We start from the raw sequence: 21,655 nt of genomic DNA on the forward strand, positions 1-21,655 counted from the left end.
ATTGATATTTTCAAATATATTGAAACCTATTATAACACGAAGCGCATTCATTCTGCTCTGGATTGGCTTAGCCCCGTTCAGTTTGAAATACAAAATTCTTAAATGCTTAACTTTGTGTCTAGTTTTTCTTGACCTTTCCAGGAGGTCCTTTTTCTCAATGTCCGTTTTTACTGGTACAGTTCAAAAAGGGTAAGCCACTTTTTTGAGCAAATATCACTTATTAAGTCTGGCAGAGCGTTATTTTACGATCTCACCATTGATACTTCCGGTTAATCCGGCTGAATTCGCTTCATCAGTATCAATATGCATTGCTGCAGCATAACTAGGGGATACGCGTACAACAGTGTTGCAGAATACAACGCCGCGTTCTGAGTCAACTTTTACACATACTTCTTCCTTATCCTTAAGCCCGAATTTCTCGGCATCCGCAGGAGTCAGATGAATATGGCGCTTTGCTGCGATTACACCTTCAGAGATTTCAATAGAACCAGCTGGCCCAACTAACTTTATCCCTGTACTTCCAGCTAAATCTCCAGATTCTCTGACAGGAACTGTTATCCCTAAGTTTCTGGCTTCTGTAAGGGAAACCTCAACCTGTGTTTTGGAACGCACAGGACCTAGGACTGAAAACTTAAGTTCACCTTTTTGACCAACAACTGTTACTTTTTCCTCGCTTGCAAACTGACCTGGCTGGGAAAGATATTTTTTAGGAGTAAGTTTGTGACCAGCGCCAAAAAGTGTTTCAAGATCGCGCTCAGACAGATGAACATGCCTGGCGGAAATTTCAACTAATATTTTATTTTCCATAATTTCCTCCGATATTTCCGTGTGATTTTTTCAGTTCTTTATTCTAAACCTCTTCATAAAAAAATGCAAGAGTTTACAACATGTAAATAATATGCTATGATTTACCTCGTGTAAATATAAATATATCAGGGAGGAATTTTGTTGTCACTTGAATTTCCACGCATTATTACGCTGCTGCGTAATGAGAGAAGACTTAGTCAAAAAAGCGTTGCAAATGCGCTGGGTATTTCTCAAGCATTACTTTCTCACTATGAGAAGGGAATACGTGAATGTAAACTTGAGTTTTTAGTAAAAATTGCCGATTATTATAACGTGTCCGTAGATTATCTTCTGGGACGCACCGAAAAACGGAATTATGGTCAGGAAGAAACTGCCGGAGATCCCGTTTTGTTTACACAAAAGGACAATGTATTCAGAGGCAGTGTTTTTCCTGCGCTTGGGAAAGCGTTGACTGCCAGCAGCATAAATGTTTTATTTGATTTAATGAAAGATTCTAAATATAAAAGTATAGCAACAGAAATGCAGAAATATTTTGCAATAGTCGTTTATAAACTATTCAGGCATTTCTATCGGAGCGGGGCTAAAAATCCTCCAACATTTTTTGCTGTGAGAGACACAGTTTTCGAATCCAAGGCTAATGCTGCACTGCTCCTTTGCGAACAGCGTATGAAAGATGCGGCTGAAGAGATAAGAAATGAAAGCAGCGATGACGATGTAATAACTTATGATCTTTTAAAAAATGCTTTTCCAAAAGATTCAGCTGCTCTTTTGAATTTTCTTAAAAATTCTGAAAATGAAATTTCAAAACTTTCTTAAACATTTAATTGACTTGCTTATAAAATAGCATACGGCGTATAATAATTTTAAAGTGCTTACTGTCATAGGCGCTTTTACGATATAAGTGTTAGGAGACTAATATGAACTGGCTCGAAGTAACTGTTCAAACAACACCTCAAGGAATAGAACATGTTTCTAATCGACTGATTACCGCCGGAATTACAGGCTTTCAGGTTGAGGATGAAGCTGATTTTAACGATTTTTTGGAAAATAACCATAAATATTGGGATTATGTAGACAAAGAACTCTCCGAAAACATGAGAGGAAAAAGTCTTATTAAATTTTATGTCAGTGATAATGCGGCAGGACTTGAAACATTGTCTTTTGTAAAAGATGCGCTTTCAACTTTAAAGGCTGATTTTCCATCGGTCTCCCTCGGATCGCTTGAGATGTCTATCAGTTCAAGGATGGAAGAGGAATGGGCGGATAACTGGAAAAAGTATTATAAGCCGATCGCTATTGGAAGCAGACTTTTGATAAGGCCTGTTTGGGAAGAAATATACGACGCAGGTGATCGCATTGTATTAACGCTTAACCCAGGTATGAGTTTTGGAACTGGATCACACCAAACCACAGCATTATGCTTAGAACTGCTTCAGAAGTATGATTGTGACGGAAAAACCATGCTGGATCTGGGATGTGGAAGTGGCATATTATCTATTGCAGCGCTTCTTTTGGGAGCTGACAGCGCTGTAGCTGTAGACATTGATAAAAACGCGGCGGATATTGCGGCAGAAAATGCGGCCTTAAACGATTTTGGTTTGCCGGAGTATGAAACAATTGCAGGAAATATCCTAGAGAATACAGACCTGCAAGACAAGCTGATTGAAACCAAATTTGATATTATTACAGCCAATATTGTTGCTGATGTCATTATCCCTTTATGTCCGCTTGCCTCAGAGCTTTTAAATGACAATGGGATTTTCATTGTATCAGGTATAATTACTGAGCGTGCTGACGAGGTGAAAAGAGCACTCACCGAAGCTGGCTTTGACATTTCGAATATAATGGAAAGAGACGGATGGTGTGCTTTTAGTGTTAGTAAACTAATTTTAAAATAATTTATGGACAAAGCGGAAAAATATAGATATAATATATATCCGTAACTAAATTAATAATATGGCTAAACTCTCAGGCTTACTAGGTATAGGAAAATATTTTGAGTGGAGTGAGTCACTTGGCAAATAAAAAAATCAAACAACCAGATAAACAGGAATTAATGGGCAATAGGATTGCGCTCCATATGTCAATTGCCGTTGTCTGCTTTGCGGTTCTTATATTTTACGATCGTATGCTTGATACCCTGCAGGGGATAACAAAGTTTCAACCTGCAGTTTTAAGACTTATAGTTATTGCGGGCATACTTTTTGTTGCAGCTATTGTTAATCTTATAATTGTAATTGCAAGGAAAGTGGATTATAAGCAAAAAATAGTGCACCCGGTTTCACTGACCCTTTGGGGAGCAGCGATTCTATTAGGATCGGTTGCAATGTATTTTCAATATCTGAATGCAATAAAAGCGATGTATGTGCTGTTAGTGTTTTTCCTTGCTGTATATATTGTACGCGCAGTGTATGAGAATGATTTTTTCTACCTCTCAGTAATGATGGGGTTTGCTCTGATTGTATTTTATATTTTTTCAAGAATAGGGGATAACCCCGGTATTATTCCGCTTATGCCAGTTGTTTCTATCGCAATAGTAGTTGTTGCTTTACTTGCTGCACTTATCACTTTCTTAGTAAGAAGAAACGGCGGGCAATTTAAAACTGGCAAAGGTGCGATAGTGTTATTTGAAAAGGATGCTGCATATTTTCCTTTATTTATTTTCTATGCTATAGTTGCTGTCGGCGGAGCTTTTATGTTGGCTTTTACTACTGAAGCGGCGTATTACTCAGCTTTGGCTGTTGGAATCTCAATCTTGCTTGCAGCTTTATACTATACGATCAGGCTAATGAATAAATAACGAGAAGAGTTGTCAAAATGAAAACAAGAATAAGTGTTTTGTTTACCTTTGGCGCTGTACTGAGTGTATTTCGAATTTTAATAATAAAAAATGACATAGAGCCGATAACTGGTTTTTATAAGACAGGCAGCGTGTTCCCGACTGTTTTCTACGTGTTGCTTGTTTTAGCCTGCGCTTTTGCTGTTTTGCCACTGCTTGATAAACGGCGCGGTTACAAAATCGAGCCTCAGAAAGTAAGAATGGGTACATTCGGTGTCATTACATGCGTTATGCTAGGCATTTCATTTGCTGTTTCTGCAGTTCTGTATTATTTTAAATTTACAAGCGGGACTGCGTCTAAGGCACTCGAAGTTGTTTTGATGTTTGCCAGTGCGGTTGCTGCCTTTCTTATGCTTGCAGTTTCAGGTATTATCGGAAAAGAAAAAAAACCGTTTGAAATTTGCTATTTGATGCTCGGAGTGTCTGGCTGGTATGCTGTAAAACTTATAAAAGCGTTCAAAGGGCTTACCACAATTGTAACGATCTCAGAATATTTGCTTGAGGTAATTGCAACCTGCGCACTTGTTTTATTCTTCTACTATTTTTCAAAAGCGCTTACAGGAAGTGCTGTCTCCGCTTATGTATCTATGTATGGCGGATTATCGATTATATTAGTATTCGTTGCCGTTATTCCAAAAATATATTATTATATAATTGGCACTGACGGAATTTTTATTACTCCTTTTTTACCTGAATATATACCAAGCGCAGTATCACTTTTGTTTATTTCTGTTGGCATGATACAGATATACAAAGCATTAGTTGATCCGGTTGTTGAAGTTGTTGAGGAACAAAAGGAAGATGAACAGCAGGATGAATAAAATTTATATTTAGCAAGGGGGCTTACATATGGGATGGACAAATGATTTGGCAGTTGGGGTAGACCTCATTGATGAAGAGCATAAAGCGTTGTTCGAAAAGGCAAACGAATTGTATGAGGCCGGCAAAAACAGAAGAGCTATGGAATTTATTTCTGAAATGTTTGATTTTTTAGATGAATATACAAAAAAACATTTCAATGATGAAGAAAAATTTATGCTTGAAATTAATTACCCTGAATATGATCTGCAGAAAAAACTTCATAGTGAATTTATAGGTAAGCTTTCAGAATTGAAAGCTGAATTCGCAAGATCGGGCGGAAACATTGCGTTGATAATAGAGGCTAATCAGCTTGTGTTGAACTGGCTAACTAAACATATTTCTTTCCAGGATAAAAAAATAGGGCAGTATGTCAGAAGCCTTGAAAAATAAATCTGAGCATATCGGAATTTCCGGTATGCTTTTTTTTGTTAAATGCCGTTACATTGACGTAATAAACGAAAAATGTTATAATAGCGCCATTAAATTACGGGGTGAATCAAAGTGGAGAAGGCAAAACTTAAAAGCTATATATTAATTATCACCTATGCAGTTTTGCTGATAGCACTTATGCTGCGCCTAGAAATGGTTTTGTCTGCGATTGGACTACTAATAAAGATACTAAGTCCGCTGTTTGTAGGTATCGGCATTGCACTCATTTTAAACCGGCCATTTCATTTTTATAAAAGAGTCCTAACTAAATATCTAAAGAAGGAAAAGGCTGCAAAACCAATTGCGCTGCTTCTTGCGTATATATCAATGATTGCGGTTCTTGCGGCGGTTTTTTCAATAATACTGCCGCGACTAACTGAAAGCATACAGCTTTTAATTAACAGCGTAACTGCATATACTCCTCAGATAGAAGGGCTTTTGCGTAAAGCGGCAAATGCACTAAATGTTACAACGCCCGATTTTTCTGGGCTTGTAAATTCGTTTAAAACGTATGCAGGCAGTGCAGCATCGATGTTATCAGACTTTTTTCCGCGTATATTCAGTTTCACATCAAGCGTAATCAGTGTGGTGTCTAATATTTCTTTTGGTCTTGTTATCTCGATTTATCTTCTTATTGCTCAAAGTAAACTGAAAAATCAAATACATTTGCTTCTTTACGCCTATTTGCCTGAAAAAAGAGCCGGTAAAATCGATCGTTTTATATTGATTACGGCTGAAACATTTTCTAAGTTCGTTTCAGGGCAACTGACTGAAGCGTGCATTCTTGGATTTATGTGCTTTATCGGTATGATCATTTTTAGATTTAATTATGCTTTACTTATCAGCGTCCTTCTTGCTGTTACGGCGATAATCCCGATTGTCGGGGGAATTACAGGGTGTGTAATCTCGGTATTTATTTTGCTTATGGTTAATCCAATTAAAGCTATTTGGTTTATTGTGTTCTTCATAGTTCTGCAGCAGATAGAGGGCAATCTTGTATACCCGAGGGTAGTCGGCGGTTCCATAGGATTGCCTGCACTGTGGGTGCTTCTGTCGATTATAATTGGAGGCGGACTTTTCGGGGTTGTAGGAATGCTTATAAGCGTTCCTATCACATCAGTTTTTTATCAAATTCTAAAAAAGGATATTTTAGCGCGAACGCAATAAAAAAAAGGGCTTAAGCCCTTTTTTTTATTATAAATTCTTTTTCCTTTTCTGCATACGTACATCTTCACCGGTAAAAGGCATGATTAGAAAATCGCCTATTATTCGTGACACGATTTTTTTGTTGTATATTGATTCAAGCTGAGCCAGGTCACAGTTTGTGTTTATGATTGTACTCTTTCCCTTGATCGCTCTGCCATTTATAACCGAAAATAATGCTGATTCAACAAACTGTGTTGAGAATTCACTTCCAAGGTCGTCGATAATCAGCAAATCACAGTCAAAAAACTCCTGCACATCAACCGTGTCTCCATAAATACTTGCCCTGTTGAATTTCAAACTTTCAAATCTGTCAAAAAGCTCTGGAGCTGTTACGTATACAACTCCAACGCCACGGTTAATCAGTCTGCGTGCTATTGAAGTGGACAAATGTGTTTTGCCAAGGCCTGTGCCGCCCGTCATCAGTATACTGAGAGAAGAATGACTGAAATCTTCAACGAACCGTTCGCAAAGCTGTTTGTTTCTCATCATGTTTTCGTAGGGACTGATTCCACCGGGGGCCTTCTTTTGTGAGTAAAAGTCTAGATTAAAATTCTCAAAAGTTTGGTTAGATAACGTACCACCCAGAACTGACTGCTCATAAGCTGCCTTTTTTAATTCTTTTTCATAGCATTCACAGCGCCTGCCGTTAACGATTCCTTTGTCATGGCAGACAGGGCATTTATATATTTCATCGAGATAATCGACAGGAAGCCCAATTGTAACAAGAAGCTCTGCTCTTTCCATTTGCAGATTTATATTTTTTTCTTTGATTCGTGCTATCCTCTCGTGCAGGTCGCCGCTTTTTTCAAAGATTTCACCAATAATCGCAAGGGAGCCTTCCGACATTTCGTGTTCGATCTCGGCTATTCTGGGGTATGAAGCAAAAACTCTCCTTCTTCTGTCATCGTATTCTTTTTTATTTTCGGATCGTCTGCGCTGTAAAGCTGCATCAGCTGCTTCGTAAACTGCTTTGCCGTATGACATCCTTTTCCCCCTTAAGCTTTGTCTTTGGTGTAAATTTCATTGAACGACCAGTTCATGAATTCATTCAGGTCGTAAGTTGACTCGCCCTCTTTTTCAACTTTCTTTTTTCCCTTATGAGGCTTAGATTCAGGCGCAGGTTCATTAGCCGCTTCTTCTGCAGTCTTATACCCTTTTTCAAACCAAGACTTTAGGATCTTATTGATATATGTAAAGCGAACACGTCCTGTATTATCAACAGCCTTTTCGAAAGCTAATTTAATTATATCTTCACCAAAACCGTAACTTTCCGTCCAAGCATGAATATATTTTTCTTCGTTAGTTGTAAGGCTTCGTTCTCCGATTCCAAAAACCTTACGAACCATATATTCTTCAGTTCGCCTTTGTTCATATTCCTCGAGATATTTGTTTACGGCATCCTCGGTCGTAATGCCACTTTTATACCAGCCGTATGCAACTTGCTCAATATATTTTATATTGCCCTTGCCAATATCACAGCAGTGGTTAACAAGAAGAAAGATTACTTCTGGCGAGAAACCATAAAAGTCGTAAAAACTGTAAAGAATTTTGTAGTTCGTCGGAGACAACTGCTTGTTTAGCCGAATCTGCACCGCCTCAAAAAGAGTGCTTAGCTGTTTGTTTGATTCAACAACAGCAGCGACCTCCGAAAAATCATACTCTGGCGCAGTTGTCTTAACAGGAGCAGAAACTAGGCCGTGGTCAACACTGATCGAGGTCTGTTCAAACGAAATATTGCCTTCTTCTGATCGCAATATCCCGCACTGAACCCAGAAGTTTACGGCGGCTTCCAGATCGGCAACATTGATATTAAGAGCAGAACAGATATCCTCTTCAGTAAAAGACGTTGTATGTCTTAAAATATACAGGAGCACCATCATAGAAACTTGAGAGGCTTCAGTAATATACCTGTCTACTACGATATCCGGGACTAAAAACATGCCGTGATTTCCGCCCGATTGAAAATTAAGTGCCATCTCCACTCCCCCTAAAATATCATAAAAAATTATAGCATATACAAAGTGGGATTGAAAGGGGAAGAGGCACTATTTACACAGACATAAAAAATGGATATAATAACTATTATTGATTAGTTGCAAATTAGGTGGGCCGCACACCGGAATAAGCGGCAGCCGCGTTAGACGGCTATGGAGTTTTATGGATATAGTACTTGAAGAATATAAACAGCAGCTGAACGCGATGAAGCAGCCGCTGGAAGAGCTTGCGGAGAGCATTGATGTATCAGGTCTTGAAGTTAAGATCAATTCACTTGAAAAAAAGGCTCAGGAGCCTGATTTTTATACAGATACAAAAAATATGCAGAAAGTTTTGCAGGAAACAAAACAGTTAAAAGAAAAAGTTTCCCGATTTAATTCACTGAAAAAAAGATGGGAAGATGCAATCGTTTTAACCGAACTTGCGATGGAAGAAGATGATGAATCTCTTGCTTCGGAAGTTAGAACAGAACTCGAGGAAACTAAAAGGGAATATGACGAGCAGCGTCTTTCAACGCTGCTTTCAGGTGAATATGACAGCGCCAACGCGATACTAACATTTCACGCCGGAGCCGGAGGAACAGAAGCACAAGACTGGGTTGAGATGCTTTATCGAATGTATACCCGCTGGTGTGAGCGGCATAAGTATAAGGTTAAAGTATTAGATTATCTCGCGGGGGATGAAGCGGGAATAAAAAGTGTTTCAATAATGGTTGAGGGATATAACGCATATGGATATTTAAAAAGTGAAACCGGCGTTCACCGCCTTGTCCGCATTTCGCCATTTGACGCTTCTGGCCGCAGACATACATCTTTTGCCTCTCTCGAAGTTATGCCGGAGATAGATGATAAAATCGATATTGAGGTTCGCGAGGAGGATTTGAAAGTAGATACTTACCGCAGCAGCGGCGCGGGCGGGCAGCATGTCAACAAGACCGAGTCGGCTATCCGAATCACACATATACCTACCGGCATTGTAGTTGCATGTCAGAACGAGCGCAGTCAGCACCAGAACAGAGAAGTTGCTATGAAGATGCTTAAGGCAAAACTTTTTGAAATAAAGGAAAGAGAACATCTCGATAAAATCGAAGATATTAAAGGTGAACAAATGGCGATCGGCTGGGGTTCACAAATAAGGTCGTATGTATTTATGCCTTATACCCTTGTAAAAGATCACCGTACTGACTTTGAGGTGGGGAATATAGGCTCGGTCATGGACGGCGATCTCGACGGCTTTATAAATGAGTATTTAAAGTGTAAGAGTCTTGGAACTCTTAAGCAATAGCTATACATTTTCCGATGTATATTTGCTCATAAACTGGATCGCGATAAGCCCAGAGGCAAAAGTCAATATGCAATATAATATGTCCATTCCTTTTGGCAAACCTGGGATGATCTGCAAAACCGATCCAAGTACAAAGCCAAGGATGAGCAGGTAAGTTTTTCTGGGATAACGCTGCATAAGAAACTCCAGCAATCTTGTTGTGCTGATGGTTCCGATTACGATACCGATTATCACCGGGATAAGAAAAGCTATATTAAAATTAGTTATAGCTTCAAGTGTTACATCATAAAGCCCTAAGGTAAGCAGCATGAATGAGGTGCTTATTCCAGGAAGGATTAATGCAATGGCAATGATGAACCCGGCAAAAACAAGGAACAGGAAATTAAGAACCCCTGTTTGGGTCGCCAGATTAACGACGGTGTCAGGCTGTCTGGTCATTGCGATAACAAGCAGGAATCCGGCAATTGAATAAAGAAGGTCTAGATTTCTGCTTTTTGCTGTTTTTGTCTTTTTAAGAAGAACAGGCAAGCCGCCGCAAATTACCCCTATAAACAAAAAGACCATAGGGTATTTCCATTTATCAAGCATGTAAGAAATAAGTTTGCTGAAAAGAACAATACCTATTAAGCCGCCTGTACCTATTTTCAAAAGCAAAAGCGCGTTTTGCCGTTTGCTTTGAAAAAATGAGCTTACAGCATGGATCATTTCATCATAAACGCCAAGGATTATTGCCATGGTTCCGCCGCTTACCCCGGGTATAAGTATTGAAATTCCTATTAGAACGCCTTTTAACATCAAGATTATTGTTTTCATATGTAGCTCCAAACGGAAATTTATGTCATAATGATAATCCAGATAAGTTGCAAATGTCAAGGCAAAAGAAACAAACCGGCATAAATGCTCTGAATGATAGAAATGATATGTAAAAAAGACCTCCAATTGCAGCAAGCTACGATTGAAGGCCTTATTTTTCTTTTAAAAGAAACTTTCTATTTTTTTATCACAGGAAAGTGGAGAGTACCTCCAATATGACATATGGCCGCTTCTTATGTAGTAATTCATCGGTTTTTTTGCTGAAATTGTATCAAAATGATCTACTATCACGAGTTTTACCTTCATTTTTTCAGGTAGAATATTCTTTATATATACGGATGCGGTTTGCCCCACGCGTACGCCTTCTTTGTATTCTGCAAGACCTGCTAGGTTAGGAGTGAGTTCCACAAAAATTCCGTATTGCTCAACGCTTCTCACAATGCCGGCAGCAGTTTGACCGATTGAAAAGTTATCCGCATTTTCCTGCCATGTCCCCAGGAGTTCTTTATGAGACAGGGTGATTCTTCCCTCATCACGGTCAACAGATTTTACAATGCAGCGTATATCATCCCCTACCGCAAATCGATCGTGTGAATGTGAGATTCTTGAAATGGATATATTATCGATAGTGATAAGGGAAATGATACCGCATCCGATGTCTACAAATGCCCCGAAAGGCTCTAAATGCGTTATTTTTCCACCGATGATGTCGCCGCTTCGCAGTTTTAACACATAATTTTTATATGCTTCCTCCTGCACGGATTTTCTTGATAAAAGAGCGACTTTTTCCCCACGGTCATTCTCCGTTATTTCCATTACTTTAAAACAAACAGGTTTTCCGACACGTGTAATGACAGCGATATTTTTAACATCGCCTTTTACAGCATATATTGCTTCTTTTTTTTGTATGACTCCTTTCATACAACCAAGGTCGATCGTAAGATTTTGATATTCGTCGCAGAGAATGGCTTTTCCTTCAAGTATTTTGCCGCTTGCAAGCGCCTTTTCAATTTCCGCCTCTGTGTAGACGCCTATACCGCTGTTTTGGCTAAGACAGCCTTCAGGGGAGTATTTGGATATTATCATGCCGGCATTCAACCTCCTTTTTTATACTATATATGCGTCACAACTTCAACTAATACTTGACAAATGCCAGATTTTTGATATAATATCATGCTGTATCCTTGCCGCTAAACAGAATAGCGGCCTTAAGTCCAAAAGGAGGTGTAAAAAATGCAGAAAAAATATGAAGCTGTATTCATTGTAAACTCAAACTTTACAGAGGAAGAGACAAACGCCATCGTTGAAAAGTTCAAGGCGCTTATTGAAGCAAATGGGACAATCGAAAAGGTTGACGTTTGGGGTAAGAGAAGACTTGCCTATGAAATCGACGATATGACAGAAGGTTTCTATGTCCTGATTGCGTTTGAATCCGGTCTTGAATTTCCAAAAGAACTTGACCGTGTGTTCACTATCACAGACGGTATCCTGCGTTCTCTCATAATCGCGAAATAACGCGAAGGAGGAAAGCATGTTAAACAAAGTGATGCTTATGGGAAGGCTTACAGCCGATCCCGTTGTCCGTTATACCGCGTCTAATTTGCCTGTCGCATCGTTTTCACTCGCTGTCGGACGAAACTATGTTAAAAAAGATTCTTCACAGCGTGAAACCGACTTTATCGATATCGTCTGCTGGCGAAGCACTGCCGAGTTTGTCGGTAAGTATTTCGTAAAAGGCGCTCAGGTTGTTGTGTGCGGCTCGCTTCAGACAAGAACTTGGCAGGATAAAGAGGGCAAAAATCGAAAAACTGTCGAAGTGGTTGCTGATGAGGTATATTTTGCCGACAGCAAGCGCGATAACAGCAGACAGGATACAAGAGAAGCTGCTCCCGCTAACAATCCTGCACCGGCATATCAGAGCGATGAAACGGATGAATTTTTTGAACTTTCAAATGATGGAGACTTGCCATTCTAATTCGTAAAGGAGGAGAAACAAATGGATAAAGAAAAAGTAATTGCCCGCGGCAGAAGAGCAAAGAGAAAATCTTGCGTGTTCTGCGCCGACAAAGTAACTGAGATTGATTATAAAGATGTTGCCAGACTTAGAAGATTCCTTTCTGAGCGTGCTAAGATTCTTCCAAGAAGAATCACCGGAACTTGCGCAAAGCATCAGAGAGAACTTACTATTGCCATAAAAAGGGCTAGACACATTGCCCTGATTCCATACAGCGGAGATTGATTTTAAAAACTGGTAAAAAACTGTTGCAATTAATTAAAACTTGTGGTAAAATACTAATGGTAGAAAGAGTGGGTATTCCCACTCTTTCTGTTTAGTACAAAAGAAACGGGTGGTTTATTGAGTAAAAATGGTCGTTCTGTACCGGTAACTGAAATCGTTCGTGAAATTATTTATCCTATTGCCGAAAAATTGGAACTTAAAATTTGGGATATTGAGTATAAAAAAGAGGGCGGCATGTATGTGCTGCGTATTTTTATAGATAAAGAGGGCGGGGTCACAGTTGAAGACTGTGAAGCAATGTCACGTGCTATAGACGCTCCGCTCGACGAGGCTGATCCTATTGCCGAGAGTTATTATCTCGAAGTTTCATCAGCGGGACTTGACAGGTCACTTAAAAAAAGCGAACATTTTGAACAATATATAGGCAGCAGGGTTGACGTTAATCTTTATAAACCGCAGAATGGCATAAAGCAATATACAGGAGTGCTATTGTCTCATGATGACAGCAGCGTATCAATAGAGGACGAAAACGGCTCTCATACTTTTAAGATGGCGGATGTTTCAGCTGTACGTCTATCTGTCGAATTTTAAAATACACCAGAATTTGGGGGAAAATAGAAAATGATTAACAAAGAGCTTTTTGAGGCAGTTGACGAGATCTGCCGTGAAAAAGGCATTCCGAAAGAGATATTGCTTGGAAAACTTGAAGCTGCTCTTACAACAGCGTATAAGAAGGAACTGAACGCATCTGAAAACGTTTACGTAGTGATGAATGAAGAGAAGAGCGAAATTCGGGTTCTATCTACAAAAGAAGTCGTTGAAGAGGTTGAAAATCCCTCTACACAGATAAATCTCGAAGAGGCTCATAGAATAAATAGAAAACTTGAGATTGGCGATACAATAGAAATTGAACTTATACCAAAAGAATTCGGCAGAATTTCTGCCCATGCGGCTAAAAACGTTATAACTCAGGGTATCCGTGAGGCTGAGCGCGGAATAGTATATCAAGAGTTTTCAAGTAAAGAGCATGAGGTGCTCTCGGGTATAGTAACAAGAGTTGATCATGGAAGTATTTCAATAGAAATTGGGAAAACCGATGTCTATTTAATGAGCGGCGAGCAGATCCCCGGAGAAAAATTTCAAAAGGGCGATCGCGTGAAAATATACGTCGTTGAAGTCAAAGAGGCACCTAAAGGTCCGCTTGTAAAGATATCCCGTACTCATCCCGGCCTTGTTAAGCGTCTTATGGAACTCGAGGTTCCTGAAATCCACGACGGTGTTGTTGAAATAAAAGCGATTGCCCGTGAGGCAGGTTCGAGAACTAAAGTTGCAGTTTGGACAAAGTTTGAAGATATTGACCCTATAGGTTCCTGCATCGGCCCTAAAGGGAGCCGTATTGCCAGTATAGTGGCAGAACTCAAGGGCGAGAAGATAGACGTTATACGTTATCACGAAGACCCTGCAGAGTTTATTGCAGAGGCTCTTTCCCCCGCACAGGTGGTAAGTGTTCTTGTTTCTCAGTCTGAAAAAAGCTGCCGTGCTATAGTGCCGGACGGACAACTGTCGTTAGCAATCGGTAAAGAAGGACAGAATGCGCGTCTTGCAGCAAAGCTCACAGGCTGGAAAATCGACATTAAACCTGAATCGGAAGCTTATAAGAATATATAATAAAGTATCCGCTTGTGCGGAGTTTGGAGGATTTTTTGAAGAAAAAAAGTATTCCAATGAGAACGTGTCTCGGCTGCGGAAATGCTTTCCCCAAAAAGGAACTGATAAGAATAGTTAAAAACAAGGATGGGGAAATATCTCTTGATGATACAGGAAAAAAACCTGGCAGGGGCGCATATATTTGCAAAAATAAAGAATGCTTTATTAAACTTAAAAAGAATAAGCGGCTTAGCAGGGAATTTGAATGTGCTATTCCCGATGAGGTTTATGCCGCTCTGGAAGAGGGGCTTTTAAACCTTTGAATATAACAAAAATTCTTGGACTTTTGGGAATTGCCAAAAAAGCCGGTTTTGTCAGTGCCGGTGCTGAAAAAGCGCATGATACCGCAAGGCAGGGCAGAGCACGCCTTGTAATAATGTCAGAGGGCGCATCAACTAATACAAAAAAACGAATTGAAAACTTCTGTCACTATTACGAAGTGGAGCTTATTACATTGCCGGTTACGGCTGAAGAACTTGGATGTGCGGTGGGGCTTTGCACAATTGCGGTCATTGCACTTACAGATAAGGGAATTGCACAGTCTATAGTAAAGAACACGGGGGTAGGGTTATGAGCAGTTTAGTAAAATACAGGGTACATGAGGTCGCTAAGGATTTGGGTGTGCCTAATAAAGATATAATTGATCTTTTGACCGCTAATTTTGAAGGCGAAAAGAAGCATATGACAGTTCTAGAGGAAAAGGAACTGGACTTTGTTTTTGAACATTATACTAAAGAATACCAGGCTGAAACGTTCGAGGCTTACTTTGTAGCGGGGGATAACGAACGTAAACGCCGGGAAACTGAGAAAAAAGCGGCAGAAGAAGAAAAACGCGCCGCTGAAGAAGCCCTTAAAGCTGAGGCTCAAAAAGCTGAGGAAGCCCGCAAGGCTGAAGAGGCTAAAAAGAAAAAAGAAGCTGAGGAAGCTCTTAGAAAAGAAAAAGAAGAAAAAGAGCGTAAGGCTTTAGAAGAAAAAAAGGCTGCAGAGCAGCGTAAACAGCAGCAGGTTCAGCAACACAATCAACCCCAAAGGCAGCAACAGCAAAGGCAACAGCCGCAAAATAACAGACCTGCTCAAAATAAAGTTGAACAAAAAACATTCAAACCCAAACCCGTATCAGATAATACTCAGCAGAACAGACAAAATAGACCTGTTAATAATAACCCTAAACCTTTTGAAAAACAGAATAAAGACAAGACAAATGCGCCCAAGCCTCATCATGATATGGAGGTTCGTGTAGTTGACACGAGAAGTTCGAATGTAGATCTGTCAAAGTATGATGAGAGATTAGACGAACTTGTACCTACAAATGTTAAGGATACTGCGGCTAGAAAGCAGAAACTTAAAAAAGGGTCAGGACGTTTCCAGCCTTCGGCACCGAGAAGGGAAACCGAAGCGGAAAAACTTAAACGTCTCGAACTCGAAAAAGCACGCCGCGCTCCGCTTAAGATAACAATTCCAGATCAGATCGTTGTCAGTGAACTTGCTACCCGTTTAAAAAAGACAAGCGGTGAAGTTGTTAAAAAACTCATGATTATGGGTTCGATGGTATCACAGAATCAGGTAATTGATTATGAAACTGCTGCTATTGTCGCTGAAGAGTTTGGGGCAAAATATGAACGTGAAGTTGTTGTAACTATAGAGGAGCAGCTTATAGATGATACTGCTGATAAGGCTGAGGATCTTGCGCCTAGAAGCCCTGTCGTTGTTGTTATGGGTCATGTTGATCATGGCAAGACTTCACTTCTCGATGCTATTAGACACTCTAATGTAACTGAGGGCGAGGCCGGAGGCATCACTCAGCACATCGGAGCATATAAAGTTAAGGTTAATGATCGCAATATTACATTTATTGATACGCCGGGACATGCCGCATTCACTGAAATGAGAGCACGCGGAGCGAATATTACTGATATTGCAATTCTTGTTGTTGCCGCAGACGACGGCATAATGCCTCAGACTATCGAGGCTATCCATCATGCAAAAGCAGCCGGCGTTTCTATCATTGTGGCAATAAATAAAATGGATAAGCCAAATGCTAATCCTGAGGTAATTAAACAATCTTTAACAGAATATGAGCTCGTTCCGGAGGAATGGGGCGGAGATACGATCTGTGTTCCTGTTTCAGCCAAGAAAAAGACTGGCATCAAGGAACTGCTGGAAATGGTTATCCTGACTGCAGATATGCTTGAACTTAAGGCTAACCCCAATAGACTTGCCAAAGGTACAGTTATAGAAGCTAAACTTGATAAAGGACGCGGCCCAGTTGCTACAGTTCTTGTTCAAAACGGAACGCTTAAGTCTGGGGATATTGTTATTGCCGGAAGTACTGTTGGCAGAGTACGTGCTATGAACGATGAAAAGGGAAGAAAACTTGCAGAAGCAGGCCCATCAACTCCTGTTGAGATAATCGGCATGGCAGATGTACCCGAAGCCGGAGATCTGTTCTATGCCGTTGAAAATGAAAAAATGGCTCGTGAGCTTGCAGAACAGCGCCGTGAACAGCAGCGCGCAGAAGCAACGAAATCGACATATGCGGTTTCTCTTGATGCTTTGTTTACCCAGATACAGGAGGGCAATATAAAGGAACTGAACATTATTGTTAAGGCGGATGTTCAAGGTTCAGCAGAGGCAGTTAAATCATCGCTTGAAAAACTTTCAAATGACGAAGTCAAAGTCAAAGTTATTCATAACGGAGTCGGAGCAATCACCGATAGTGATATTATGCTTGCTTCCGCTTCCGGCGCATTTATAATAGGGTTTAATGTCCGCCCCGATGCAACTGTAGTAGAAAACGCTAAGAATGCCGGCGTTGATATTAGGACATACCGTATAATCTACGAGTGCATTGAAGAAGTCGAATCAGCAATGAAAGGCATGTTGGCGCCAAAGACAAGAGAAGTTGTTATTGGTCATGCCGAAGTCCGTCAAGTTTATAAGATATCAAGCGTAGGCACTGTTGCAGGGTGCATGATCAAAGACGGGAAAATAACCCGTGGAAGCGGAATACGTGTTCTTCGCGACAGTATAGTTGTTGCTGAAGATAAAATCGATTCACTTAAGCGCTTTAAAGATGATGCAAAAGAGGTCGTACAAGGATTCGAATGCGGCATTGGACTTGAAAAATTCAATGACATTAAAGAGGGCGACATACTTGAAGCGTATGTCATCGAGGAATATAGAGAATAATAAAGGTATTGTATTTCGGCGTGCCGCTCGCTGCAAAAGCGGCAGCCGCGCATTAGCGCGGGATGGAGTTTACTTATGGCTAAACATAGAAGCGGGCGAATAAACGAGGAATTTAAGCGGGAAATTTCAGAGATAATAAGAGATTTAAAAGATCCTAGAATTCCAATGATGACAAGCGTTATTAATGTAGAGGTTACTCCTGATTTGAAATACGCGAAGGTATATACCTCGGTTATGGGGACAGAAGAAGAAGGCAAAGAAGCTGTCAAAGCCCTTACAAGCGCGGCCGGGTTTATACGCCGTGAAATCGGGGCTAGAATGAGTATCCGTGCAATACCGGAAATCACTTTTCAGTTAGACAGTTCCATAGCTTATGGCGCCCACATCTCTAAAATATTAAAAGATATAAACGAGGGCAGCAATGAGTGAGGATATAAAGGCTCAGATCGAAGAAATATGTGATATACTGCAAAAAAAAGATAATTTTATAATTTTAAGTCATACAAGACCCGATGGTGATACACTCGGGTCTGCTTTTGCTCTACGCGAAGCTTTAACTTTATTAGGCAAACATGCAGAGGTCGCAAATGATGATATAATCGAAAATAAATTCTTTTATTTAACAGGCGGTAATAATAGCTTAAATCCTTCATTCAAGCCTGGATGTGTTCTTGCTGTTGATATTGCTTCTGAAAACCTTATAGGTGATGAGCTTAGACAGCGGTATACCGGAAAGGTTGACGTATGCATTGATCATCACAGAACACATGATGCCTTTGCACCTGTAAGGCTTGTTGCACCCGAATATGCAGCTACTGCTGAAATTATATATGAAATAGTTATTGCACTTGGGGTAGAATTCAATCAGAATATAGCCCGCGCAATATACACTGGAGTTCTAACAGATACGGGTTGTTTTATGTATTCCAATACCACAGCGCATACTCATCTTGTCGCAATGGAAGCAATAAAAACTGGAATTGATTTTGTAGCGCTCAATAATGCTTTTTATATGAATAAGACTTTAGGTCAGATAAACCTCGAAAAACATATTTATAATTCAATTGAATTTTATTTTGACGGCAAGTTATCACTAGCATCTGTCACTTTAAAGGATATAGAGGAAGCTAAGGCTGAAAATGCGGATATAGACGGCTTATCAGCATTGATGAGAGGAATCGAAGGCGTAGAGGCCAGCGTTCTTATAAAAGAAACCAAAGACGGGTCATTTAAAGTATCAATGCGCTCGAAGGGTGGCGTAGATGTTTCTGAAATATGTGCTGTTTTTGGCGGCGGAGGTCATAAGGGCGCCGCAGGGTGCAGTTTTGGAGGGAAATCACTAGAAGAGGTCAAAAAAATACTACTCGATGAATTGGAAAGCCGGTTTAAACTGGCGACTGGTGCAAATGAACGAAATTAGCGGAGTAATTAATTTATACAAGCCTAAAGGTATTTCATCACAAAATGCTGTTAGCCGTGTAAAATATCTTCTGAAAGTTAAAAAATGCGGACATGCGGGGACACTTGACCCTGCTGCAAGGGGAGTTCTGCCGATCATGGTAGGCAGTGCAACTAAGTGCTCTGAGCTGTTAATGAGCGAAGTAAAAGAATATGCGGCAGAATTTGAACTTGGCAGGACAACCGACAGTTTCGATAACGAAGGTTTAACTGTTACGGATATTCCCAAAAGTTCTATTAATTTAACTAAGGAAGAAGTTGTGGCAGCGATTAATAGTTTTTTGGGAGACAGTATGCAGCTTCCACCGATGTTTTCTGCAATCCAGGTCAACGGAAAACGTCTTTATAAACTTGCCCGCAGCGGCATTGAAATTGAAAGATCAAAAAGACCAATCAGCATATTTAAAATCGAGTTAGAAAATTATGATGAGGCTTCCTGTACCGGTCGTTTTTTCGTTTGCTGTTCTAAAGGTACATATATTCGGTCACTTGTATCCGATATTGGGGAGAAACTGGGATGCGGTGCAGTAATGACCGGACTCGAACGTGTGAAAACCGGAATTTTTTCAGCTCTGAGTTCTGTAACGCTTGAGAATCTCGAAAAAGAACCATTGTCATATTTGATTCCTGTGGAAGATTGCTTTCCGTTATTCCCTAAAATTATTGTAGAAATGTTTTATATAACGCTGATGAAAAACGGACAGCGGATTCTCCAGCAAAAACTAGGAATTAATCAAAAAGAAGATGAATATTCTCTAGTCTACGGGGATGACGGCGCCTTTTATGGAATTGGAAGAGGAATAATTCTGCAGGGAGAATTATATCTTGAATTATACAAAAAACTTTAGGAAGATTGTCTATGAACTTATTTACCGGAGAAAGCTTTTCTGTTCCAAGTGAAAAAACAGTGGTCGCTCTCGGTAATTTTGACGGAGTGCACATTGGCCACCAGGTATTGCTTCAGACTGCGGCACGCAGAGCGAAAACTCTCGGGCTTTCAAGTCTTGCTTATGTATTTGAAAGACACCCTGAAAATGTTCTTGAAGGCAGAGTTGTAACCCCTGAAGTAACACCTAATGATTTGAAGGCCAGATTTATTGAAAAATCCGGGGTTGATTCATTGCTTTTTGAACCGTTTAACATAGAAACTGCAGCAATGTCACCGAGCGACTTTGTGTGGGATGTATTAAACAAGCGGTTGAACGCAAGGGAAGTAGTCTGCGGTTTTCATTATCATTTTGGCAGCGGCGGCGGGGGAGATATTTCTGCTCTCAAAAAGTTATGTGAAACATGCAATATTTCTGTTGTTGTCATACCCCCAGTAACAATGCATCATGTAGTGGTTAGTTCTTCGATAGTGCGAAGCCTTATTTCAGAGGGCAGGGTGGACGATGCCGGTGAGTATCTAGGGCATCCGTTTATTTTAAAAGGCGAAGTTTTATCAGGGAAAAAACTCGGCCGAACATGGGGCTTTCCAACAATTAATCAATACTTTAGTGAACGCAGTGTAATACCTTTATACGGTGTATATATAACCAGAACTTTAGTTGACGGGGAAGTTTTCAACAGTATCACTAATGTAGGCATTAGACCAACTGTGGATTCTGGCAGAGTTAACGCCGAAACTAATATTTTTGACTTTAAACGCAATATATATGGAATGAATGCTGAAATTCATTTTTTGAAAAGAATTCGCTGTGAAATCAGATTCCAGAATTTTGATCAACTAAAAGCACAAATCAAAAAAGACATAATTACAGCGAAAGAGTATTTTGACTTTGAAAAAGAGTAGATAAATTAAAAGAGACTGCAGATTCTGCAGTCTCTTTTAATCCCCGGCCTCGGTATATTCATCAAATACTTTTACATCAAGTACATCATAGCCTGCGCCTTCAATTGCCTCTCTCAGACGGCTCCAATCACCGAACCCGTCAACTTCTACGACAGCACGGCCGATTTCGACCTTTTTGATTTTTACATTTGGTATTGATGACAGAGAGCGCTTAACAGCGTTAACGCAGTTTTCACAACCCATTCCGTCAATAATAATTTTCACGGTCACAACAACCGCCCCCTTCCATCTGTCTTTATTATTCCTTTTTTCATACTGAATTACTCCAAATTTAAAGCAAATATGAAAATAATGGTTAGTTGTTTCCTCATTATAATCTAAATAATGCCTGTTGTATATACCTTTTGTAAAATATTTAAAAATATTGGGACTATTTTGATTTATTCATCCCAAATTGGTCGACTTATTTATTATCAGTAACAATTTTGCTAAGGCAATACATATATTAATTTTATAAGTATAAAATACATTTATCTTTAAAATTTGCGCTTAGGGTGTTGACAAAAAAAATAAGTTTTGCTATTATTATATAGCTGTGAAATTGCTACAGCATAAATGCACTCTTAGCTCAGTTGGTAGAGCAATTGACTCTTAATCAATGGGTCCAGGGTTCGAGTCCCTGAGGGTGCACCATAAACGGCCCGTTGGTCAAGCGGCTAAGACACCAGCCTCTCACGCTGGTAACAAGGGTTCGATTCCCTTACGGGTCACCAATAGATTGAAAGCTAAAAAGGTTTCAATATTCCTCAATAGCTCAGTCGGTAGAGCATGCGGCTGTTAACCGCAGGGTCGTTGGTTCGAGTCCAACTTGGGGAGCCATAAATAAAAAGCAGCAGAACATCGGTTCTGCTGCTTTTTTATTTGTAATACGAAAACTCCCGGCTATGCCGGGAGTTCAGAAAAAGCTTTAGCGATGAGTATAGTAAAAAAACTCCTTTTGATATAATAAAGCTGCGGTCTGCCAACTGCAACAAGA

The 21,655-nt window shown here is 40.0% G+C and carries 26 protein-coding genes and 3 tRNA genes; 23 read left to right on the forward strand and 6 right to left on the reverse strand.

Annotated features, from left to right (window positions below; all coding sequences use genetic code 11):
• The coding region (locus Q8865_06590; GenBank protein ID MDP4153088.1) for an IS3 family transposase at positions 1-102 on the forward strand (102 nt) is incomplete at its 5' end.
• A 135-nt stretch (positions 103-237) separates the two neighbouring features.
• Here the strand turns inward: Q8865_06590 and Q8865_06595 are convergent.
• Positions 238-807, reverse strand: coding sequence for a phosphate propanoyltransferase (locus Q8865_06595; GenBank protein ID MDP4153089.1), 570 nt, complete (start codon positions 805-807; stop codon positions 238-240).
• Positions 808-948: 141 nt separating this feature from the next.
• Here Q8865_06595 and Q8865_06600 point away from each other — a divergent pair, with 141 nt between their 5' ends.
• The 6 genes from Q8865_06600 to Q8865_06625 all read left to right on the forward strand — a co-directional run bounded on the left by Q8865_06600 (position 949) and on the right by Q8865_06625 (position 6,103).
• A complete protein-coding gene (locus Q8865_06600) occupies positions 949-1,623 on the forward strand; it encodes a helix-turn-helix transcriptional regulator (protein ID MDP4153090.1) in 675 nt (224 codons plus the stop codon).
• A 101-nt stretch (positions 1,624-1,724) separates the two neighbouring features.
• Positions 1,725-2,705, forward strand: a complete 981-nt coding sequence (gene prmA / locus Q8865_06605) for a 50S ribosomal protein L11 methyltransferase (GenBank protein MDP4153091.1) — start codon at positions 1,725-1,727, stop codon at positions 2,703-2,705.
• A 116-nt stretch (positions 2,706-2,821) separates the two neighbouring features.
• Positions 2,822-3,607: a hypothetical protein gene (locus tag Q8865_06610; protein ID MDP4153092.1), complete on the forward strand. Its 786-nt coding sequence runs from the start codon at positions 2,822-2,824 to the stop codon at positions 3,605-3,607.
• 17 nt (positions 3,608-3,624) lie between these two features.
• Positions 3,625-4,467, forward strand: a complete 843-nt coding sequence (locus Q8865_06615) for a hypothetical protein (GenBank protein MDP4153093.1) — start codon at positions 3,625-3,627, stop codon at positions 4,465-4,467.
• Positions 4,468-4,495: 28 nt separating this feature from the next.
• Positions 4,496-4,897 (forward strand): bacteriohemerythrin, encoded by a 402-nt coding sequence (locus Q8865_06620; protein MDP4153094.1) that lies wholly within the window; start codon positions 4,496-4,498, stop codon positions 4,895-4,897.
• A gap of 111 nt (positions 4,898-5,008) precedes the next feature.
• The gene (locus Q8865_06625; GenBank protein MDP4153095.1) at positions 5,009-6,103 is read left to right on the forward strand and encodes an AI-2E family transporter; all 1,095 of its coding nucleotides are present in this window, start codon (positions 5,009-5,011) and stop codon (positions 6,101-6,103) included.
• Between the two features lie 27 nt (positions 6,104-6,130).
• Here the strand turns inward: Q8865_06625 and Q8865_06630 are convergent, their stop codons facing one another.
• Both Q8865_06630 and Q8865_06635 read right to left on the reverse strand, forming a co-directional pair.
• Entirely contained in the window at positions 6,131-7,126 is a 996-nt protein-coding gene (locus tag Q8865_06630; protein MDP4153096.1) for an ATP-binding protein, read from the reverse strand.
• Positions 7,127-7,137: 11 nt separating this feature from the next.
• Complete coding sequence (locus tag Q8865_06635; protein MDP4153097.1) at positions 7,138-8,118, reverse strand: DnaD domain protein; 981 nt, start codon at positions 8,116-8,118, stop codon at positions 7,138-7,140.
• A 181-nt stretch (positions 8,119-8,299) separates the two neighbouring features.
• Between Q8865_06635 and prfB the strand changes: the two genes are divergently transcribed.
• A complete protein-coding gene (prfB, locus tag Q8865_06640; protein ID MDP4153098.1) occupies positions 8,300-9,421 on the forward strand; it encodes a peptide chain release factor 2 in 1,122 nt (373 codons plus the stop codon).
• Here prfB and Q8865_06645 read toward each other — a convergent pair whose 3' ends face one another.
• Both Q8865_06645 and Q8865_06650 read right to left on the reverse strand, forming a co-directional pair.
• Positions 9,422-10,234, reverse strand: a complete 813-nt coding sequence (locus tag Q8865_06645) for a DUF368 domain-containing protein (GenBank protein ID MDP4153099.1) — start codon at positions 10,232-10,234, stop codon at positions 9,422-9,424.
• 162 nt (positions 10,235-10,396) lie between these two features.
• On the reverse strand, positions 10,397-11,320 hold the full coding sequence (locus Q8865_06650; protein MDP4153100.1) for a S1 RNA-binding domain-containing protein: 924 nt from the start codon (positions 11,318-11,320) through the stop codon (positions 10,397-10,399).
• A gap of 147 nt (positions 11,321-11,467) precedes the next feature.
• Between Q8865_06650 and rpsF the strand changes: the two genes are divergently transcribed.
• From rpsF to Q8865_06710, 12 genes are all read left to right on the forward strand, one after another.
• Positions 11,468-11,749, forward strand: a complete 282-nt coding sequence (rpsF, locus tag Q8865_06655; protein MDP4153101.1) for a 30S ribosomal protein S6 — start codon at positions 11,468-11,470, stop codon at positions 11,747-11,749.
• Positions 11,750-11,765: 16 nt separating this feature from the next.
• Complete coding sequence (locus Q8865_06660; GenBank protein MDP4153102.1) at positions 11,766-12,209, forward strand: single-stranded DNA-binding protein; 444 nt, start codon at positions 11,766-11,768, stop codon at positions 12,207-12,209.
• 21 nt (positions 12,210-12,230) lie between these two features.
• A complete protein-coding gene (gene rpsR, locus Q8865_06665; GenBank protein ID MDP4153103.1) occupies positions 12,231-12,473 on the forward strand; it encodes a 30S ribosomal protein S18 in 243 nt (80 codons plus the stop codon).
• Positions 12,474-12,590: 117 nt separating this feature from the next.
• Positions 12,591-13,064, forward strand: a complete 474-nt coding sequence (gene rimP, locus Q8865_06670) for a ribosome maturation factor RimP (GenBank protein ID MDP4153104.1) — start codon at positions 12,591-12,593, stop codon at positions 13,062-13,064.
• 33 nt (positions 13,065-13,097) lie between these two features.
• The gene (gene nusA, locus Q8865_06675) at positions 13,098-14,141 is read left to right on the forward strand and encodes a transcription termination factor NusA (GenBank protein MDP4153105.1); all 1,044 of its coding nucleotides are present in this window, start codon (positions 13,098-13,100) and stop codon (positions 14,139-14,141) included.
• 35 nt (positions 14,142-14,176) lie between these two features.
• On the forward strand, positions 14,177-14,443 hold the full coding sequence (locus Q8865_06680; GenBank protein ID MDP4153106.1) for a YlxR family protein: 267 nt from the start codon (positions 14,177-14,179) through the stop codon (positions 14,441-14,443).
• The gene (locus Q8865_06685) at positions 14,440-14,754 is read left to right on the forward strand and encodes a ribosomal L7Ae/L30e/S12e/Gadd45 family protein (GenBank protein ID MDP4153107.1); all 315 of its coding nucleotides are present in this window, start codon (positions 14,440-14,442) and stop codon (positions 14,752-14,754) included. The genes Q8865_06680 and Q8865_06685 overlap by 4 nt, the downstream gene beginning before the upstream one ends.
• Complete coding sequence (gene infB, locus Q8865_06690; protein ID MDP4153108.1) at positions 14,751-17,369, forward strand: translation initiation factor IF-2; 2,619 nt, start codon at positions 14,751-14,753, stop codon at positions 17,367-17,369. The genes Q8865_06685 and infB overlap by 4 nt, the downstream gene beginning before the upstream one ends.
• 75 nt (positions 17,370-17,444) lie before the next feature.
• A complete protein-coding gene (rbfA, locus tag Q8865_06695) occupies positions 17,445-17,798 on the forward strand; it encodes a 30S ribosome-binding factor RbfA (GenBank protein MDP4153109.1) in 354 nt (117 codons plus the stop codon).
• Complete coding sequence (locus Q8865_06700) at positions 17,791-18,789, forward strand: bifunctional oligoribonuclease/PAP phosphatase NrnA (GenBank protein MDP4153110.1); 999 nt, start codon at positions 17,791-17,793, stop codon at positions 18,787-18,789. The genes rbfA and Q8865_06700 overlap by 8 nt, the downstream gene beginning before the upstream one ends.
• Positions 18,776-19,675 (forward strand): tRNA pseudouridine(55) synthase TruB, encoded by a 900-nt coding sequence (gene truB, locus Q8865_06705; GenBank protein ID MDP4153111.1) that lies wholly within the window; start codon positions 18,776-18,778, stop codon positions 19,673-19,675. The genes Q8865_06700 and truB overlap by 14 nt, the downstream gene beginning before the upstream one ends.
• Positions 19,676-19,686: 11 nt before the next feature.
• Entirely contained in the window at positions 19,687-20,619 is a 933-nt protein-coding gene (locus Q8865_06710; GenBank protein MDP4153112.1) for a bifunctional riboflavin kinase/FAD synthetase, read from the forward strand.
• 36 nt (positions 20,620-20,655) lie between these two features.
• Here Q8865_06710 and Q8865_06715 read toward each other — a convergent pair whose 3' ends face one another.
• A complete protein-coding gene (locus tag Q8865_06715) occupies positions 20,656-20,889 on the reverse strand; it encodes a heavy metal-associated domain-containing protein (GenBank protein MDP4153113.1) in 234 nt (77 codons plus the stop codon).
• Between the two features lie 347 nt (positions 20,890-21,236).
• Between Q8865_06715 and Q8865_06720 the strand changes: the two genes are divergently transcribed.
• The 3 genes from Q8865_06720 (at position 21,237) to Q8865_06730 (ending at position 21,498) form a co-directional block, all read left to right on the forward strand.
• A tRNA-Lys gene (locus Q8865_06720) sits at positions 21,237-21,312 on the forward strand.
• A gap of 5 nt (positions 21,313-21,317) precedes the next feature.
• A tRNA-Glu gene (locus Q8865_06725) sits at positions 21,318-21,392 on the forward strand.
• 30 nt (positions 21,393-21,422) lie between these two features.
• Positions 21,423-21,498, forward strand: a tRNA-Asn gene (locus Q8865_06730).
• Positions 21,499-21,655: the final 157 nt, after the last annotated feature.

This window comes from Bacillota bacterium, from assembly GCA_030705925.1.
GTDB lineage: Bacteria > Bacillota > Clostridia > Oscillospirales > Feifaniaceae > JAUZPM01.

What these genes read in the sequence shown, in the direction of transcription:
- Q8865_06595 (MDP4153089.1), bottom strand. Translation starts at nt 807, where the DNA reads ATGGAAAATAAAATATTAGTTGAAATTTCCGCCAGGCATGTTCATCTG.
- prmA (MDP4153091.1), top strand. Translation starts at nt 1,725, where the DNA reads ATGAACTGGCTCGAAGTAACTGTTCAAACAACACCTCAAGGAATAGAA.
- Q8865_06615 (MDP4153093.1), top strand. Translation starts at nt 3,625, where the DNA reads ATGAAAACAAGAATAAGTGTTTTGTTTACCTTTGGCGCTGTACTGAGT.
- Q8865_06620 (MDP4153094.1), top strand. Translation starts at nt 4,496, where the DNA reads ATGGGATGGACAAATGATTTGGCAGTTGGGGTAGACCTCATTGATGAA.
- Q8865_06630 (MDP4153096.1), bottom strand. Translation starts at nt 7,126, where the DNA reads ATGTCATACGGCAAAGCAGTTTACGAAGCAGCTGATGCAGCTTTACAG.
- Q8865_06635 (MDP4153097.1), bottom strand. Translation starts at nt 8,118, where the DNA reads ATGGCACTTAATTTTCAATCGGGCGGAAATCACGGCATGTTTTTAGTC.
- prfB (MDP4153098.1), top strand. Translation starts at nt 8,300, where the DNA reads ATGGATATAGTACTTGAAGAATATAAACAGCAGCTGAACGCGATGAAG.
- Q8865_06645 (MDP4153099.1), bottom strand. Translation starts at nt 10,234, where the DNA reads ATGAAAACAATAATCTTGATGTTAAAAGGCGTTCTAATAGGAATTTCA.
- Q8865_06650 (MDP4153100.1), bottom strand. Translation starts at nt 11,320, where the DNA reads ATGATAATATCCAAATACTCCCCTGAAGGCTGTCTTAGCCAAAACAGC.
- rpsF (MDP4153101.1), top strand. Translation starts at nt 11,468, where the DNA reads ATGCAGAAAAAATATGAAGCTGTATTCATTGTAAACTCAAACTTTACA.
- Q8865_06660 (MDP4153102.1), top strand. Translation starts at nt 11,766, where the DNA reads ATGTTAAACAAAGTGATGCTTATGGGAAGGCTTACAGCCGATCCCGTT.
- rpsR (MDP4153103.1), top strand. Translation starts at nt 12,231, where the DNA reads ATGGATAAAGAAAAAGTAATTGCCCGCGGCAGAAGAGCAAAGAGAAAA.
- infB (MDP4153108.1), top strand. Translation starts at nt 14,751, where the DNA reads ATGAGCAGTTTAGTAAAATACAGGGTACATGAGGTCGCTAAGGATTTG.
- rbfA (MDP4153109.1), top strand. Translation starts at nt 17,445, where the DNA reads ATGGCTAAACATAGAAGCGGGCGAATAAACGAGGAATTTAAGCGGGAA.
- Q8865_06700 (MDP4153110.1), top strand. Translation starts at nt 17,791, where the DNA reads ATGAGTGAGGATATAAAGGCTCAGATCGAAGAAATATGTGATATACTG.
- truB (MDP4153111.1), top strand. Translation starts at nt 18,776, where the DNA reads ATGAACGAAATTAGCGGAGTAATTAATTTATACAAGCCTAAAGGTATT.
- Q8865_06710 (MDP4153112.1), top strand. Translation starts at nt 19,687, where the DNA reads ATGAACTTATTTACCGGAGAAAGCTTTTCTGTTCCAAGTGAAAAAACA.